The organism is Mucilaginibacter jinjuensis (assembly GCF_028596025.1).
GTDB lineage: Bacteria > Bacteroidota > Bacteroidia > Sphingobacteriales > Sphingobacteriaceae > Mucilaginibacter > Mucilaginibacter jinjuensis.
This window is the reverse complement of record NZ_CP117167.1, coordinates 2,010,738-2,026,680: the sequence shown is the minus strand read 5'-3', so window position 1 is coordinate 2,026,680 and position 15,943 is coordinate 2,010,738. Positions and strand designations below refer to the sequence as shown.

The window sequence follows — 15,943 nt, the reverse complement described above, 5'->3', positions numbered from 1 at the left end:
GCAAAGCCCGGTTTTGTATTTAATATGACGATTTGATTTTTCTAATATCAGTTATGCGCTTTTCGGCTATTTTGTTGGCAGCTTCAATAGTGCTTATGCTTTCGGCTTTCGATAGTTTTAATATGTTGCGCGTAGCCTCGTAAATGTTTTCGGTAAGCTGCAGCGTGCGTTGTTTGCTGAAACCCATCAGTTCCGAATAGCAGTTCATTAAGCCACCTGCGTTAATCACATAATCCGGCGCGTACAAAATGCCCTTCTCCAACAACATATTGCCGTGAATGGTTTCATCCTCGAGCTGATTATTTGCCGAACCTGCTATGATAGCACACTTCAACTTGGCAATGGTACTGGTATTAACCGTACCACCCAGTGCGCATGGTGCATAAATATCAGCGCTTAAATCAAAAATACTGTGGTTGGCTACTGCCTGTGCACCGTATTTTTTAGCTATCTGTATTACGCGCTCCTCGTTAATATCGCTGATGTAAACCTTTGTATTCTCCTCGCGAAGCAGTTTTACCAGGTTTTCGCCCACGTGGCCTATCCCCTGCACTATTACAGAACGGCCTGCCAGCGAATCGTTACCATAAAGCTCTTTAACCGAAGCTTTAATCCCCATAAACACACCTTTAGCTGCTATAGGAGTTGGATCGCCGCTACCGCCCATACTTTCCGGCAAACCGGTAACATGCTTGGTTTCCATACGGATATATTCCATATCCTTAGGGTTGGTGCCCATATCTTCGGCAGTGATAAACTCACCGTTAAGGTTGGTAATAAAGCGCCCAAACCTGCGCATTAAAGCTTCTGATTTATCTTTACGTGGGTCGCCGATAATTACTGCACAGCCGCCCCCAATGTTTAAACCAGAAATAGCTGCCTTGTAGGTATGTGCTTTAGAAAGGCGCAAAACATCCTTCAAAGCATCGTTTTCTGTTTTGTATGCCCACATACGCGTGCCGCCCAAAGCAGGGCCAAGCGTGGTATTGTGTATGGCGATAATGGCTTTTAGGCCGGTATCGGGATCATTGCAAAAAACAACCTTTTGATGACCGAACTCATTCAGAAGGTCAAACAGGGTATTAGGAGTAGCATCCGTAGATAACATTGCGTTCGGTGGTGAATAAGTTCTTTGCAAAAGTAGCGGTTTTTTTCATTGCAGCAAACTTATTAGTCCGGAAGTCGGAAAGTCCGGAAGTCGGGAAGAAATATCCATGAAGTAGCCTAATGAACTATGGCCACCGTATTTTATAGCTAAGTAAATCCATTTTTCGGACTTTCCGACTCACAGACTTTCGGACTTCTTACTAATCATGTACCTTTGGCTTTCGGGTGATCTCCTGCTTTCGGACTTACGGACTTCCCCGACTTACGGACTAATAAATGAAAGATCTCTTCTACCTCAATAAATTCTTTATCAAATACCGCTGGTACTTTGTGCCGGGTATTTTGTTTGTAATTATATCCAACGTTTTTGGTGTGCTGCCTGCGCAGGTTATCCGTGTGGCCTTTGATTTGGTTACCGAAAATATTGCCATATACCGTCTGTACTCTGGCTTTGGTAAGCAGGATGTGATTTACGACATCTTCGGCTCCAGCCTGCTCTTGTTTGGTGTACTGGTATTGGTACTGGCCTTATTGCGGGGTATGTTTCTGTTTTTTATGCGGCAGACATTGATCCTGATGTCGAGGCATATTGAGTATGATCTTAAAAACCTGATCTACCAACATTACCAGGCGCTTTCTTTAGCTTTTTACCGCCGCCACAGCACCGGCGATTTAATGAACCGCGCCACTGAAGATGTAAGCCGGGTGCGGATGTACCTTGGTCCGGGCATTATGTATACCGCCAATACACTAGCGGTTTTTGTATTAACCGTGGGCATGATGCTTACCGTTAATTTGCGACTAACGTTATTTTCTGTATTGCCGCTGCCTATATTGATATTCGTAATTTACTATGTAAACAACATCATTAACTTCCGGAGCGAGAAGATCCAGGAGCGCTTATCAGCGCTATCCAGCTTTGTGCAGGTCACATTTTCGGGCATCAGGGTAATTAAATCATACGTTCGGGAGGATTTTATCCGCGATAGCTTTACCGCCGAGAGTAACAGTTATAAAACACATTCTATGGCCTTGGTAAAGGTTCAGGCTTTGTTTTACCCGCTCATGTTGTTGCTTATCGGTATCAGTAATATCATTATTATTTATGTGGGCGGTGTTGAGGTAATGAAGGGTACAGTTACCCCCGGCAACATCGCCGAGTTTATTGTGTACCTCAATCAGCTTACCTTCCCGGTTATTGCACTGGGTTGGGTTACTTCGTTAATACAGCGTGCGGCAGCTTCGCAAAAGCGCATCAATGAGTTTCTGCATGAAAAATCAGACATTATTTCTACCGGTCCACCACACCATATAAGCGGGCAAATTGTGTTTGATAATGTATCCTTCACTTACCCGGAGACTGGCATACAAGCGTTAAAGTCAATTTCATTCACCGCCAACCCGGGCGAAATGGTGGCGATTATTGGCCGTACCGGTTCAGGTAAATCAACCATTGCCAATTTAATTATGCGGATGTATGATGTTGATAAAGGCCATATTATTATCGACGATAAAGCAGTTAATCAGATCGACCTGGAGAATTACCGTTCGCAGGTTGGATTTGTGCCGCAGGAAGTTTTCCTCTTCTCAGACACCATTGGCCGTAACATTGCTTTTAGTGCCGATGTGATGGACCAGCCGCGTGTTGAGCAGGCGGCAAAAGATGCAGCGGTTTACAATAATATTATTGAGTTTGAGGAAGGCTTCGATACCATGATTGGCGAACGGGGCATTACCCTATCTGGCGGACAAAAGCAGCGTGTATCTATCGCCCGTGCTATTTTTAAGCAGCCGCAGATTTTGATTTTTGACGATTGCCTCTCTGCCGTTGACACCCGTACCGAAGAAGAAATATTGAACAACATGGGGCAGATTATGAATGGCAAAACCAGCATTATTATAGCCCACCGAATATCGACCATTAAAAATGCTGACCAGATATTAGTGATGGACCAGGGTGAAATTATTGAGCGTGGTACCCACGACTTTTTGATGGAGCAACGTGGAGCTTACTTCGACCTGTACGAAAAACAACTTTTAGAAGAACAGGAGAACGCTTAAATGGAACTGAAAAAAGTAAAAGTTGGCGTAGTACAAGCCACCCCTGCCCTGTTTGATATCGACAAAACGATTGACATTGTTTGCGATTGGATTGAAAAAGGCGCACAGGCTGGCTGCGAACTTTTACTTTTCCCCGAATCATTTATCCCCTGCTACCCACGCGGACTAAGCTTCGACGCCGTAATTGGCAAACGTACCGACCATGGCCGCGAAGTATGGCTGGATTACTGGAACAATAGCCTCGATGTAACTTCAGATCATTTAAAGACCATTAGCGAAGCCGTAAAAAAAGCTGACCTGATGGTGGCACTTGGTGTTACCGAGAAAGAGAAAATTGGCGGCTCATTACATTGCAGCCTGTTGTATTTCGGTAAAAACGGTGCCTTATTAGGCAAACACCGCAAATTAAAACCAACCGGTTTAGAACGCTTTATATGGGGCGAAAGCGATGGCACAACACTCACCACATTGGATACTGACCTGGGTATCATTGGTGGCCTCATCTGCTGGGAAAACTATATGCCGTTGGCCCGAATGAGCATGTACAGTAAAGGTGTGGAGATTTACCTTGCACCTACTGCCGATGCCCGCCCGGCCTGGCAGGCTACCATGCAACACATCGCTCTGGAAGGCCGCTGTTTTGTATTGGCTTGCAACCAGATTGTTAAAAAATCCGACTATCCCGAACGCTACCAGGCCGAATTAGCCAACGAGCCCGAGATGATGAGCGCAGGTGGCAGTGTAATTATTTCTCCCATGGGCGAAGTTTTAGCCGGGCCATTGTGGAATGAGGAAGGCTTATTAACTGCCGAACTGGATTTCGAAGTATTAGCCAAAAGCAAGCTCGACTTTGATTGCGTTGGCCACTATGCCCGCCCCGATGTATTTAATTACAGCGTAAACAAGCAGCCCGAAACCATAAAAGTTGATAGTTCGTCAACCCAATAATTACGCCAGGATAACAACCGTAATATTGGCAGCCTCTTTGCCTTTGGCTGTAGTAATAAGATCGTAAGATACCTCCTGCCTTTCTTTCAATACCTTAACTCCCGGAATCCTGATTTGTGAATGATGTGCATAAACATCTTCGCTGCCATCGTGCGGGGTAATAAAGCCAAAGCCTTTAGCATTGTTAAACCATTTTACTTTACCTGTTGCCATATTTAGTTTTGATTAAAAATCTATTTATTATTAACTGTCGTTTTTACTGTTACACATTCAAATAATATCAAATAATACTTGCAATATAACTTAAGCGCTTTACTTAAATATTAATTAAATAAACCTTTACGGATGCCCAAGAAGCAATTCGTGAATTTAGTTTTTTGAAATTGTTTTAAAAATCTTCAACAATATTTTAAATATTACTTGCAGTTTGAAAATTTATTTATATTTATGCCAATCAAACTAATAACAACACTTTAAAACATGGGAGATTTTGACAATAGAGAGCGGGAAGAGGTTTTCTCAAAAAAGGTAAGGGCGGGTAAACGAACTTATTTTTTTGATGTTAAGGCAACACGATCTAACGATTACTATATTACCGTAACTGAAAGTAAAAAGCGCCTCGAAGATGGCGTTTTTGTTAAACACAAGATTTTTTTATACAAAGAAGATTTTGAAAAATTTGCGGAAGGCCTTAAAACCACTGTCGACTATATTAAATCTCACCAGGAAGTTGTTGAAAAACGTTATGAGTTTGGCGATGTTGAAGTTGCTAAAACTGCCGATGAAGATTTCTCTTTCGAAATATAAAAACAATCACTACTCATATAAAAGCCCTGCCCGGTAAACGAGCAGGGCTTTTTTGTTGTTAGTATTTAGTTTAATGCGAAAGATGGCTTAACGCTGTTAGCATACTAAGGAACCCCAGTACACTAAATGCCAGACCGATGATCATAAGCACCCCCCAAAACTTTAAGAATGATTTAAGTTTAGATATTGCGACAGTAATATCGGCAGATTCGCGCATTAGAATCCCTTTTTTTGCACCTGTACCAAACTTATAAATGTATAAGGACGGAAAGAAATAAAGCAAAGCTAAAAGCGCATAAATAAAGCCGAACACACCTCCTAATCCGGATGGGATGCCTGCAGGGTTGGGTGATAATCTTGCAGTCATGCCAAGAATGGCTCCCATTGAGAGCGCAATAATAAGGATGAACCCACAGCCTATAAATCCCATAATACCTAAAAATTTAGCCCAGCCGGCACCGTCATTAAGATAGTATTGAGCTTCGGGTGTTAGTACTAAATCGCGGGGATCTGACTTGTGTGGGTTTTCTTCGTGAATAACCGTTTCTTCCATGTTTAATTGTGTTTAAGAGTTTAAGCTTAAAGATATAAAACAGCAGGAAACGGGCAAGATTATATCCGCATTATTACAACTGCTATCGAGAAGTAAATGATTAGCCCGGTAACATCCACCAACGTGGCTACAAATGGCGCAGATGAGGTTGCAGGGTCTAAGCCTAAACGCTTTAAAGCCAGCGGCAACATAGAACCGGCCAATGAGCCCCAAAGTACGATACCCACTAACGCAATGCCTACGGTCAATCCAACCAGTATCCAATGCGGACCGTAAACGTTACTAAACATCGTCCAGATATAGATACGGAAGAAACCTATGGTACCCAGCGTGGCCCCTAGCATTAAGCCAGATACCAGTTCGCGGCGCATTACGCGCCACCAGTCGCGTACGGTAACTTCACCCAGGGCCATGGCCTGTATAATCAGCGTAGAAGCCTGTGAACCGCTATTACCACCGCTCGATATAATCAACGGAATAAACAATGCCAGCACAACTGCCTTTTCAATAGCGCCTTCGAAAAAGCCCATGGCAGTAGCGGTAAGCATTTCGCTTAAGAATAAGATAATGAGCCATCCTACGCGTTTCTTAACCAATCTAAGTAAGGGTATATCGAGGTAAGGTTCGTCGAGGGCTTCAGTACCACCTATTTTTTGAATGTCTTCGGTATATTCTTCGTTAGCAATCCAAAGGATATCATCAACGGTAACAATACCCAGCAAAATATTATCATTATCGGTTACCGGCAATGCCACCCGGTTATTCATCCTGAATATATTGATCGCTTCCTCCTGTGGGTCATTCACATTCAGCGCAATCAGGCGGCTATCCATCAGGTCGATGATCTTGGTTTCGGGCACTACTAATAAGATCTCGCGGATCCTGATATCATCCAGCAAAACACCGTTATCATCAATTACATAAATAACATCAATGGTCTCCGAATTCTTACCAAACCTGCGGATGTGGTTCAGCACCCGTTGCACGTCCCAGGTTTTTCTAACGGCAATATAATCGGGCGTCATTAAGCGGCCAACGCTATCTTCTTTATAACCCAAGAGCGAAAGCGCTTCTTTACGGTCGTTAGGCGGCAGGTGAAGGATCAAACTTTTTACCGTATCGCCATGCAGTTCCCCAAAAAATGCGGTACGGTCATCGGGTGGCAGCTCGTTGATCAGCTCGGCGATCTTTTTACCCGAAAGTTTTTTGATGATGCGTTCCTGCGTAGGGAAATCCAGGATGCGGAATACATTAACCGCACGGTTTAACGAAAGGGTTTCCAGAAACATGGCTGCGTGTTCGGGCAGCTCATCTATCAACTGTTCAACATCCGATATGTTGAGGTTATTCAAATAATCCTGTAACTGGTTTACATCACCTTGCTCCAGCAACGCTTCTACTTGCTCAACCATTTCTTCCATACCGGTAACTCCTTTTTACATTGGTGTATTTACTAAACTGCTAACGGTGGCAAAAGTCGTTTATTTTTTCAAATTATCACGATGAATTTTATGTTATCTTTGCGGGATTTTTGGGCGGAGTGGTGGTTATTGAGTTACTGGGTTATTAAGTTATTAAATCGCTTTATAAAACCAGTTGATAAATAACAGATAACCAATACACCATTAACTCAATACACTAATAACTAAGAAATAAAATGGGTTTACAATGTGGTATAGTCGGTTTACCAAACGTGGGCAAATCGACACTTTTTAACTGTTTATCAAATGCAAAGGCACAGGCGGCTAACTTTCCGTTTTGTACCATTGAGCCAAACGTGGGCGTAATTACCGTACCAGATGAGCGCCTTACCAAGCTGGCCGAACTGGTAAATCCGCAGCGTATAGTGCCTAACGTTATCGAAATTGTTGACATTGCAGGCCTTGTTAAAGGTGCCAGCAAAGGCGAAGGTTTGGGTAACCAGTTTTTGGGTAACATCCGTGCCACTAACGCCATTATACACGTTCTGCGTTGCTTTGATGATGATAACGTAATACACGTAGATGGTTCTGTTGACCCTATCCGCGATAAAGAAATTATTGATACCGAACTGCAATTGAAAGATCTGGATTCGGTAGAGAAGAAACTGCAAAAGGTAGATAAAGCTGCTAAGGTTGGCGACAAGGATGCTAAACGTGCGCAGGATCTTTTAAACATCTACAAGAACCATTTACTGGCCGGTAAATCTGCCCGTACTGCGCCGGTTGCTTTAGAAGATCAGGATGTGATCGAAGATCTTTGGTTGCTTACCGCTAAGCCGGTAATGTACGTTTGTAACGTAGAAGAAAAATCGGTTAATACCGGTAACGCTTACGTGGAGAAGGTTAAAGAAGCAGTTAAGGACGAAAACGCACGCGTGCTGATCATCTCGGCCCAGATCGAATCTGAAATTGCCCAACTGGAAACTTACGAAGAGCGCCAGATGTTTTTAGATGATTTAGGCCTGGAAGAATCGGGTGTAAACAAGCTGATTAAGGCTGCTTACCAACTGTTAAACCTGAGTACTTACTTTACCGCAGGTGTACAGGAAGTACGCGCCTGGACTATTACTCAGGGCTTTACAGCACCACAGGCAGCAGGCGTAATCCACACGGATTTTGAGAAAGGGTTTATCCGCGCTGAGGTTATTAAATACAACGACTTCGTGACTTATGGCTCTGAAGCTGCTTGTAAGGAAGCCGGCAAAATGGGTGTTGAGGGTAAAACCTACATTGTGCAGGATGGCGACATTATGCACTTCCGTTTTAACGTATAGCTTTTAGAAGCAAGAAACGAGAGACAAGAACTAAGAATCCCGGTATGCAGAACTAAGCTGTGTACCGGGATTTTTTGTTGAATGTTTAATAGATTTTTGTCATCCAGAGCGTTAGCGAAGGATCTTCTTCGCCCTATATTATGAGCTTGTTAATCGCAGAAGATTTCTCCTATCGTCGAAATGACAAAAGGTGTTTATAAATTCGAATTTGAACATTCGATATTCGAAATAACCCAGCAGTCTTGTCTCTTGTTTCTCGCCTCTTGTCTCTATATCTCTATTCCTTTCCCAGTATATTATCATTACTCCATACAGCCAGGGCCTGCATAATGGCCGTTAGCGACCGTCCTTTTTCAGTAAGGGAATACTCTACCCGTGGCGGCACTTCTGCAAATGCCTGCCGGATGATAATGCCGTCGGCTTCCATCTCTTTAAGGTGCCTCGATAAAACCTTTAGTGCTATACCGGGGATAAATTTGTGCAGTTCGCCAAACCGTTTGGTGTCCTGGATGAGTAGCCAAATTATAATCGGTTTCCATTTACCGCCTATTACATCTATGGTAGCCGCAATGGGGCAATCGGCAGCGGCATCATATTTTTTTTCTATTTTTTCTGTTGCTAACATACTGTAGATTAACAATAGTGACAAATTTGTCAATACTTGACAAAAGGGTAACTACTTGACAAAGGCAAAGTTAGCCCATAGCTTTGGTAAAAAAAACGCTATGGAAAACAATAAATCAGAAACCTACGAAAAAGGATTAGCCCTATTAAACCAGTTACACGGCGGGCAGGCCGGCGAGCAATTGGTAAATAACCTCAAAGATATTTGCCCCGATTTTGTTGACATGACCATTGAATGGGCCATGCAGGGAATTATGGCGCGCCCGGGTCTTGATTTGCTTACCCGCGAGTATTTGCTGATAGCCTCATGCACCACACTTGGCCACACGGTGCCACAATTAAAAGCGCATATAGATGCCGCATTAAAATTGGGTGCAAGCAAACAACAAATAGTAGAAGTTATTTTACAGATGACCTTTTATGCAGGCGGGGCAGCAGTAAGCAATGCGCTGAGCCATGCTAAAGAAGTATTTCAACAACATAATTAATCGTTACCATGAAAATAATTATTATTGGCGCATCAGGCACTTTGGGCAGGCCTGTAACCAGGGCTTTACAGCAAGACCATGAAGTTATTACCGCAGGCTCAAAAAGCGGCGATTTGCAACTGAACATTACATCTCCGGCTTCGATACAAGGCTTTTTTGAAAAGGTAAAATCTTTCGATGCACTTATCAGCACCACTGGACACGGGCATTTTGGGCCTCTAAATACGATGACAGATACTGATTTTAGGAAGGGTATCGACAATAAGTTAATGGGGCAAGTCAACCTCGTGCTTATCGGGCAGCATTTTATTAGTGCAGGGGGTTCGTTTACATTAACATCAGGCATTGTATCAGATGACCCCGTATTGCTAACGGCTAATTTAAGCGCCGTTAACGGTGCCCTTAATTCGTTTGTTAAAGCTGCTGCTATCGAACTTAAAAATGGTGTGCGCATTAACGTGGTAAGTCCCAATGTGGTAGAAGACTCGCCCGATTTCTTCCCCTACTTCCCCGGCCACACACCTGTTACTATGGAAAGCGTAAAACAGGCTTATTTAAAAAGCGTTTTAGGCGGGCAAACCGGCCAAACCATTAAGGTGCATTAAATACAGTACTATATTTTCGGGTGATTAATACTAACAACCGTTTACTACCCATTAATGTAGCGTTGCCATATACCAAATGGGTTTATTATTAAAATACCGTATTATGTGGGTAAACAACCTGCATAATACGGTATTTATAAGCAGCATAATAGTGTACACATAAATTTGGAATACTTAACCCGTAACCTTCAAATTCATGATTAGCAGTACAAGCTCTTCGGCCAAATGGCCGGATGCAACAATTAAACTGGGCCAATACCTTTTTGCCATCTCCTGGATTGTATTTGGGATCGAGCATTTTATCTACGCTGGCTTTGTAGCCACGCTTGTACCTCCTTATATGCCTGTACACATTTTCTGGGTATACCTTACTGCACTATCAATGATGGCTGCCGGTGTTAGCTTTATCATCAATATTAAAACCCATTGGGGGGCCTGGTTATTAGCAGCAATGCTAGGCATTTTTATACTGATGATCCATATCCCCTCGCTGATCATGAAACCGCATGTAGATACCAGCTGGACACGCGCCATACAAGATGTTTCGTTAATGGCGGCGGCCCTGATGCTAACCGGCAACCTAAAGGCAGCCAATATCGGGCGTATAATTTTCGCCATTGCTGTATTTGCCCTGGGCTGTCAGCATTTTGTGCATATAGACTTTGTTACGGCCAGAATATCACCCAACCTGCCTGCCTTTAATATCATTGATGATATAGTTGGCGCTATTATTATACTAACCTGCGCCTGCATTATAGCCCGATGGAACGTTTTGATTTCAAGCACATTTTTGGGTTGTTTTTTATTGCTGCTTACCCTGCTGTATTATTTACCGCTGCTCAATTTTACGCTGCAAGCCGGTGGCGTATGGACAGCCTGTATGCTAAATATTGCCATTAGCGGCGGTGCATTTCTTATGGCAATACAGGTATTTAAACCTATTAAATATTAGAGATGGGCTAAACCTTAAGCCACTATACATTGCCACAAAAAAAGCGCCCACTTCAAAGGCGCTATTTCTATAAAACTTAACTAAACAAACTGACTGAAGAACGATTGAAGATTTTTATAATAGCCCGTCAAGATCATCTCTACCATTACAACGGTTAACGAGCATCCGCACTATTACATATATGGCGATGATGCCAACCAGCATCATCACCAAAGTAATTATTTTAATAATTAACTGATTATAAAGCGCCATAGGCCTTTAATCCGCTATCCAGGTAGCTCAAATAGCTAACAGGATCAAAATCGGCCCCTTGCGGGCTAACCAATGGTGTTTCCTTATTGGGATCTAACAGCACATAAAAAGGCTGCGAATTGGCCTGAAACCTGGATGTTTGCAGGTAGCTCCACTTATTGCCAATCGTTTTAATGGTGCGGCCTTCTTTGGTTACTGCTTGCTCTGCAGCAGGCAGCTCTGTTTTATCATCAACATATAATTGAATCAATACATAATCCTGATTGATTCTTTGATAAACCTGTTTATCTGTCCACACGCTGGCTTCCATTTTACGGCAGTTTACGCAGGCATGGCCGGTAAAATCAACCACTACGGGCTTGTGCATTTTTTTTGCGTAAGCCAGGCCTTCGTCATAATCAAAATATGGGTTAAAGCCTTTGGGCTTATCAAACAGGTCTGCATATTTATGGGGCGTAGTATCTGTATTATTACTAACAGCAACACTACCGCTACCCAATGTAGACAGATCAAAATCCTGGGTTGATTGCGGCGGCAGAAAAGCACTGATTGATTTAAGCGGCGCTCCCCACAAACCCGGTATCATATACATAGAGAATGACAATATAATAATGGCCATAAACAAGCGCACTACAGAGATATGAGCAACCGGACTATCATGATTAAACGTAAGTTTGCCCAGCAGGTATAAACCCATCAAGGTAAAAATGACGATCCATAGCGACAGGAACAATTCGCGATCGAACCAATGCCAGTGATAAGCCAGATCTACATTGCTTAAAAACTTCAATGAAAAAGCAAGCTCCAGGAAGCCCAGTACCACTTTTACACTATTAAGCCAACCGCCCGATTTAGGCAAAGCATTTAACCAGCTTGGAAACATAGCAAACAAGGCAAACGGAATAGCTAACGCAAATGAGAAACCCAACATGCCGATGGCCGGACCAAGCAAGGCACCTGTGGTAGCGGCTTGCACTAATAAGGTACCAATAATTGGCCCTGTACAGGAGAATGAAACCAGCGACAATGTAGCCGCCATAAAAAAGATGCCCGCTAAACCGCCTTTGTCCGACTTCTCATCCATCTTATTTACCCATGAGCTTGGTAAAGTAATTTCGAATGCACCCAAAAATGACGCGGCAAACAATACCAGTAACAGGAAGAAGAAAAAGTTAAAAACGCCATTGGTCGACAGGCTGTTTAAGGCATCGGCACCAAAAATTATCGTGATAATTAGCCCCAGCACTACGTAAATAACCATAATGCTAATACCATATAACGAAGCCGCTTTAATGGCCTGTGCTTTATTATGCGCCTTTTTGGTAAAATAACTTACAGTAAGCGGCAGCATTGGGAATATACATGGCATTAGCAAAGCCGCCAACCCGCCTAAAAAACCGGCCAGAAAGATAGCTAAAAGCGTTTGCTGCGCGTGCTTTTGTGCAGGCTGAGCAACGGGTTTTACAACGGCATCTTTCGATTTTTCTGTTTTTACAGTAGCGGTAGCTGTCGGTGTAGTTTCAGGCGCAGGGCTAAATTCAACACCCGCGGTCGACACGGTATCCTGTGCTGTTGCCGGGGTAAGGGGTAACAGAAAGCCTATGATTAACATAACCACGAGGCTTATCTTTTTAATATGTTGCACGATGATATGGAGGCTTACGAATTATTTAACAGGGATGCTAAAATCAACATCATCCGGTGGCAGGCACTGGTGGTCGTTACAGGTCATATATTCTAACTGACCTTTCACAACGGTTTGTCCGGCTTTCAGCTTAATTTTTTGTTGAAAGATAACCGAGTGCTCAAAAAAGCTCACATTCATGCTAAAGGCTTTCTCGAAACGGGTTACCGGGGTTGGCTCAGCAGTAGCGCCATCAAGTGTGTACTCTTTTGATGGGGTAAATGTAATAGTTGTTTTTACCGGGCCGCCATCTTTTACGGTTTGTGAGTAAACGTGCCAGCCTTCATCAATTGTAGCCTTAAAAAATACTACAGCCTCTGTAGCGCTTACCTTTTTAGCGGCATAGCTCCATTTTACAGGGGTTAAAATTTGTGCTTGTGTGTTGATTGCAAATAGAAGAACGATGGCTGCAATTAATAGCTTTTTCATGTATATGGTTTTGGATATGGTTAATCAATAATAATAGGTTGTGTTAAACGCGAAATAGGGAAATAATCTGTCAGTACAACATCGGTTGATATATAACCGGGCTTAACCGGTTCTTCCTTCACCAGGTCTGTGCTCAGGTACTTTTTATTACTGTCTGATAGTATGGTTACTACTACCGCATCATCACCCAGTTGTTCTTTCATCTTAATAGCGCCAATCACATTTGCGCCGGATGATATGCCAACAGCCAAACCTAACTCGCGGGCCAGCATTTGCGCCATAATAATAGCGTCGCCATCATTAGCCTGTATTACTTCGTCCACATCATTCAGTTTCATAATAACAGGGATAAACTCATCAGAGATACCTTGTATGCGATGGCTGCCAACCTTGTGCCCGGTGGTTAATGTTGGTGATTCAGCAGGCTCTAAAGGATGGATTTTAATGGATGGGTCCTGAGATTTTAAGTATCTACCCACACCCATTACGGTACCTCCTGTGCCAACACCGGCAACAAAAGCATCCGGCTTAAGGCCTTTACTTTTTAGTTGTTGCCATATTTCGGGGCCGGTAGTCAACTCATGCGCTTCGGCATTATATTGGTTCTCAAACTGGCGCGGCAAAAAGTACTGGTCCGATGTATCAACCATACGCTCGGCCAGGGCAATACTACCTAAAAAGCCACCCTCCTGCTTACTCACCAAATGGATTTTAGCACCCAGGCTTGTAATAATATCCTTGCGCTCTTTACTCAGCCAATCGGGCATCATAATAATTACTTCGTGGCCCAATGCCTTGCCTATGGCCGAAAACGCGATGCCTGTATTACCACTTGTGGCTTCAACAATGATATCATTGGGTTTAATGCGGTTGTTTTTATACGCTTGATACATGATGTAAAGCGCCATACGGTCTTTAACGCTACCGGTAAGGTTATAATGTTCGCATTTAACATAAATGCTGCCGGGTTTGCCTTTGTATGTATAATTTAATTGCAGCATGGGTGTATTGCCAACCATGTGCCACAGGTTATCGAATTTGCTTTTCAATTCTGTGCTTATACAAGCTAATTCCATTGTCTCCACGTTAATAAATTTATGAAACAAAGCTGCGCATAACCGATATTTAATACAATCATTACGTTATATTCCATAAATATTACGGAATAATTGTATTTTTATATCAGTATTTATGGATTAGCTTACAGAACCAGTGTGTAACCATATCTTTTTTCACTTATGACCAACGAGCTCGACCCCACAGATATAGAGATTCTTAAACTGCTTCAGCAAGACGCGACTTTAACAAATAAGGAAATTTCCTTTAAGCTGCATAAATCTATAGCGACTATTCATGAACGCATTAAACGCTTAAAAGAGCAGGGTTACATTTTACGTACCGTAAGCATCCTCAATCGCAAAAAGATCAATAAAAGCCTGATTGCCTTTAGCCAGGTTCTTTTAAATGATCACGCAGCAGATACCCTGGCCGCCTTTGAGCGCGAAGTCTCCAAATTTCCGGAAGTGATGGAATGTTTCCAGATGACCGGCACCTTCGACTTTATTTTAAGAATTGCAACCAGCGACATGGATGCATACCACGATTTTTACCGGAACAAACTGGCAACACTGCCTAATATTACTACGGTACAAAGCTTTTTCGTGCTTTCAGAAACTAAAAGTGATACTGCCTACCCGCTATAGAATAGGTACTGGTGCAGCATGGGATTATTGGCTATGAAATAAAAGTATTAGCACTTGCTGCCAGACTTATGGTATTGCATCGGGCTTGTGCCGGTGAAGTATTTAAAATATTTATGAAAGCTTGTAAAATTGCTGAAGCCACTTTCATAACAGATCTCTTTTACCGGTAGTTCATTTTCCATTAATAGTTTACAGGCGTTACTGATCCTGATTTCATTAATGAAGTTCGAAAATGTTTTCCTGCTCTTTGCTTTAAAATATTTACAGAAAGCGCCAGGGCTGATATTAGCAACGGCAGCAATTTCGCACAGGGTAATTTGCCGTTTATAATTAGTTAGCGCATAATTGTAAATCGCGTTGATCCGGTCTTTTTCACCATCCGGGAAATTATGATGAAACCCCACAGAAGCGATGAATGAACGATCTGTCGATTCGGCAATATCCAGCAGCACATCCATCAACAACATTAGCTTCCGTTCGCCTTCTGTGCTGATAATCCTCTGAATTTTTTCGCCAATGATATGTCCCCCAGATCCTGTGATCTGGATCCCACGTTTGGCGTGATCTATCGTGCTTTTTATCGTTTTGTTTTCCGGCAGATCTAAAAACTTCGTCCCCCAAAACTCCTTCTCAAAGTGCACAACACCTACATCAACCACTGCCCCTGTTTCCTTCTTAAAATAACTGGCATCAAACTGCCAGTAATGCGGTAAATTAGAGCCCACCAGTATCACGTCTCCCTCAGAGAAAGGGCTTATCCTGTCGCCAATGTATTGGATGCCATGCCCTTTTTTGAAATAGATCAGTTCGAGTTCCGAATGATAATGCCACCTGTTATTAACATCAGGCTGGCAATCCCTTCTGGCACTGAAAGAATGGGTTAAATCTTTGGCAACTTTTAATAACTGTGGTTTCATTTATTGGATAGATCGTTGCTGGCACTTAAAGTTCAACGATAATGCCATGAGTTTGAAA

At 42.8% G+C, this 15,943-nt stretch carries 18 protein-coding genes; 8 read left to right on the top strand and 10 right to left on the bottom strand.

The window, feature by feature from the left end; translation table 11 throughout:
* Nucleotides 1-19: 19 nt before the first annotated feature.
* Entirely contained in the window at nucleotides 20-1,108 is a 1,089-nt protein-coding gene (locus PQO05_RS09230; RefSeq protein ID WP_273632433.1) for a Glu/Leu/Phe/Val family dehydrogenase, read from the bottom strand.
* A 275-nt stretch (nucleotides 1,109-1,383) separates the two neighbouring features.
* On the opposite strand from PQO05_RS09230, the gene PQO05_RS09225 reads away from it, so the two are divergent.
* Together PQO05_RS09225 and PQO05_RS09220 are read left to right on the top strand one after the other, a co-directional pair.
* Complete coding sequence (locus PQO05_RS09225) at nucleotides 1,384-3,168, top strand: ABC transporter ATP-binding protein (protein WP_273632432.1); 1,785 nt, start codon at nucleotides 1,384-1,386, stop codon at nucleotides 3,166-3,168.
* The gene (locus PQO05_RS09220; protein ID WP_273632430.1) at nucleotides 3,169-4,116 is read left to right on the top strand and encodes a carbon-nitrogen hydrolase family protein; all 948 of its coding nucleotides are present in this window, start codon (nucleotides 3,169-3,171) and stop codon (nucleotides 4,114-4,116) included. It begins immediately after the preceding gene.
* Here PQO05_RS09220 and PQO05_RS09215 read toward each other — a convergent pair whose 3' ends face one another.
* A complete protein-coding gene (locus tag PQO05_RS09215; protein ID WP_273632429.1) occupies nucleotides 4,117-4,329 on the bottom strand; it encodes a cold-shock protein in 213 nt (70 codons plus the stop codon). It abuts the gene before it with no gap.
* A gap of 267 nt (nucleotides 4,330-4,596) precedes the next feature.
* Here PQO05_RS09215 and PQO05_RS09210 point away from each other — a divergent pair, with 267 nt between their 5' ends.
* Complete coding sequence (locus tag PQO05_RS09210; RefSeq protein WP_273632428.1) at nucleotides 4,597-4,923, top strand: DUF3276 family protein; 327 nt, start codon at nucleotides 4,597-4,599, stop codon at nucleotides 4,921-4,923.
* 70 nt (nucleotides 4,924-4,993) lie between these two features.
* Here the strand turns inward: PQO05_RS09210 and PQO05_RS09205 are convergent, their stop codons facing one another.
* Together PQO05_RS09205 and mgtE are read right to left on the bottom strand one after the other, a co-directional pair.
* Complete coding sequence (locus tag PQO05_RS09205; protein ID WP_273632427.1) at nucleotides 4,994-5,476, bottom strand: DUF5362 family protein; 483 nt, start codon at nucleotides 5,474-5,476, stop codon at nucleotides 4,994-4,996.
* A 59-nt stretch (nucleotides 5,477-5,535) separates the two neighbouring features.
* Nucleotides 5,536-6,897, bottom strand: a complete 1,362-nt coding sequence (mgtE, locus tag PQO05_RS09200) for a magnesium transporter (RefSeq protein WP_273632426.1) — start codon at nucleotides 6,895-6,897, stop codon at nucleotides 5,536-5,538.
* Nucleotides 6,898-7,133: 236 nt separating this feature from the next.
* On the opposite strand from mgtE, the gene ychF reads away from it, so the two are divergent.
* Nucleotides 7,134-8,231, top strand: coding sequence for a redox-regulated ATPase YchF (ychF, locus tag PQO05_RS09195; RefSeq protein ID WP_273632425.1), 1,098 nt, complete (start codon nucleotides 7,134-7,136; stop codon nucleotides 8,229-8,231).
* A 277-nt stretch (nucleotides 8,232-8,508) separates the two neighbouring features.
* Here ychF and PQO05_RS09190 read toward each other — a convergent pair whose 3' ends face one another.
* Complete coding sequence (locus PQO05_RS09190) at nucleotides 8,509-8,856, bottom strand: winged helix-turn-helix transcriptional regulator (RefSeq protein ID WP_273632424.1); 348 nt, start codon at nucleotides 8,854-8,856, stop codon at nucleotides 8,509-8,511.
* A gap of 100 nt (nucleotides 8,857-8,956) precedes the next feature.
* Here PQO05_RS09190 and PQO05_RS09185 point away from each other — a divergent pair, with 100 nt between their 5' ends.
* From PQO05_RS09185 to PQO05_RS09175, 3 genes are all read left to right on the top strand, one after another.
* The gene (locus PQO05_RS09185; RefSeq protein WP_273632423.1) at nucleotides 8,957-9,343 is read left to right on the top strand and encodes a carboxymuconolactone decarboxylase family protein; all 387 of its coding nucleotides are present in this window, start codon (nucleotides 8,957-8,959) and stop codon (nucleotides 9,341-9,343) included.
* Nucleotides 9,344-9,351: 8 nt separating this feature from the next.
* The gene (locus PQO05_RS09180) at nucleotides 9,352-9,948 is read left to right on the top strand and encodes a short chain dehydrogenase (RefSeq protein WP_273632422.1); all 597 of its coding nucleotides are present in this window, start codon (nucleotides 9,352-9,354) and stop codon (nucleotides 9,946-9,948) included.
* A 196-nt stretch (nucleotides 9,949-10,144) separates the two neighbouring features.
* A complete protein-coding gene (locus PQO05_RS09175; protein WP_273632421.1) occupies nucleotides 10,145-10,900 on the top strand; it encodes a DoxX family protein in 756 nt (251 codons plus the stop codon).
* A gap of 114 nt (nucleotides 10,901-11,014) precedes the next feature.
* Here PQO05_RS09175 and PQO05_RS09170 read toward each other — a convergent pair whose 3' ends face one another.
* The 4 genes from PQO05_RS09170 to PQO05_RS09155 are packed head-to-tail and all read right to left on the bottom strand — an operon-like array spanning nucleotide 11,015 to nucleotide 14,341.
* The gene (locus tag PQO05_RS09170) at nucleotides 11,015-11,152 is read right to left on the bottom strand and encodes a hypothetical protein (protein WP_273632419.1); all 138 of its coding nucleotides are present in this window, start codon (nucleotides 11,150-11,152) and stop codon (nucleotides 11,015-11,017) included.
* Complete coding sequence (locus tag PQO05_RS09165) at nucleotides 11,139-12,764, bottom strand: protein-disulfide reductase DsbD family protein (RefSeq protein ID WP_273632417.1); 1,626 nt, start codon at nucleotides 12,762-12,764, stop codon at nucleotides 11,139-11,141. The genes PQO05_RS09170 and PQO05_RS09165 overlap by 14 nt, the downstream gene beginning before the upstream one ends.
* Nucleotides 12,765-12,818: 54 nt before the next feature.
* Nucleotides 12,819-13,265: a protein-disulfide reductase DsbD domain-containing protein gene (locus tag PQO05_RS09160; RefSeq protein ID WP_273632416.1), complete on the bottom strand. Its 447-nt coding sequence runs from the start codon at nucleotides 13,263-13,265 to the stop codon at nucleotides 12,819-12,821.
* Between the two features lie 20 nt (nucleotides 13,266-13,285).
* On the bottom strand, nucleotides 13,286-14,341 hold the full coding sequence (locus PQO05_RS09155; RefSeq protein WP_273632415.1) for a PLP-dependent cysteine synthase family protein: 1,056 nt from the start codon (nucleotides 14,339-14,341) through the stop codon (nucleotides 13,286-13,288).
* 162 nt (nucleotides 14,342-14,503) lie between these two features.
* On the opposite strand from PQO05_RS09155, the gene PQO05_RS09150 reads away from it, so the two are divergent.
* The gene (locus PQO05_RS09150; protein ID WP_273632413.1) at nucleotides 14,504-14,968 is read left to right on the top strand and encodes an Lrp/AsnC family transcriptional regulator; all 465 of its coding nucleotides are present in this window, start codon (nucleotides 14,504-14,506) and stop codon (nucleotides 14,966-14,968) included.
* A gap of 47 nt (nucleotides 14,969-15,015) precedes the next feature.
* Here PQO05_RS09150 and PQO05_RS09145 read toward each other — a convergent pair whose 3' ends face one another.
* A complete protein-coding gene (locus PQO05_RS09145; RefSeq protein ID WP_273632411.1) occupies nucleotides 15,016-15,885 on the bottom strand; it encodes an AraC family transcriptional regulator in 870 nt (289 codons plus the stop codon).
* Nucleotides 15,886-15,943: the final 58 nt, after the last annotated feature.